This window comes from Peribacillus sp. SIMBA_075 (assembly GCF_046534585.1).
The window spans coordinates 1-256 of sequence record NZ_JAWRYN010001019.1 but is presented as its reverse complement, the minus strand read 5'-3'; the positions used below and the strand labels follow the sequence as shown (position 1 = coordinate 256).

1 protein-coding gene is annotated in these 256 nt (G+C 49.6%); it reads left to right on the top strand.

The window, feature by feature from the left end; all coding sequences use genetic code 11:
* A partial coding sequence (locus SB775_RS31375; RefSeq protein WP_410865185.1) for a PIN domain-containing protein occupies nucleotides 1-256 on the top strand: 256 nt, incomplete at both ends.

Sequence of the window (256 nt, the reverse complement as noted above, 5' to 3'; positions counted from 1 at the left end):
ACTATTGACCAACGATAACGGCGTACACACGAATGCAGTATACGGCTTCACGACGATGCTGCAGAAGCTATTGGAGGAAGAAAAGCCGACACATATGATGGTGGCGTTCGACGCCGGGAAAACGACTTTCCGCAACGAAGCCTATTCAGAATATAAAGGCGGGCGGCAAAAGACTCCGCCGGAACTGTCCGAGCAGTTCCCGTATTTGCGCAAGCTGCTTTCCGCATACCAAATCAAACAATACGAACTCAATAAC